Annotated in this window: 1 pseudogene; it reads right to left on the bottom strand. The window is 50.9% G+C overall.

What is annotated here, in order from left to right:
- Positions 1–230: pseudogene (locus AAEZ05_RS30565) on the bottom strand (sulfite exporter TauE/SafE family protein); the annotation flags it as partial.

The following is a 230-nucleotide window of genomic DNA, read 5'->3' as shown; positions in this document are numbered from 1 at the left end:
GATATGTTGTCGGGATCAGACCTAGTAATTGCCCGCCGATGAATGTTCCTATGATGGAACCCGCTGCCATGACCAGTATGAATGGCCGTTGAGCGCGGATTATCGAAAAGCTCTGGTCGCGGCTGTATCGCGTGAAACCCACAATCATTGTGGGCAGGCTCACAGCAAGTGAAAGACTGCCAGCGAGCTTGATGTCAGCACCGAATAGTAGAACGATTGTGGGTATTAAC

This window comes from Pseudomonas sp. HY13-MNA-CIBAN-0226, from assembly GCF_040310305.1.
In the GTDB taxonomy this organism is placed as follows: domain Bacteria; phylum Pseudomonadota; class Gammaproteobacteria; order Pseudomonadales; family Pseudomonadaceae; genus Aquipseudomonas; species Aquipseudomonas gregormendelii.
This window is presented reverse-complemented; position numbering and strand designations above follow the sequence as displayed.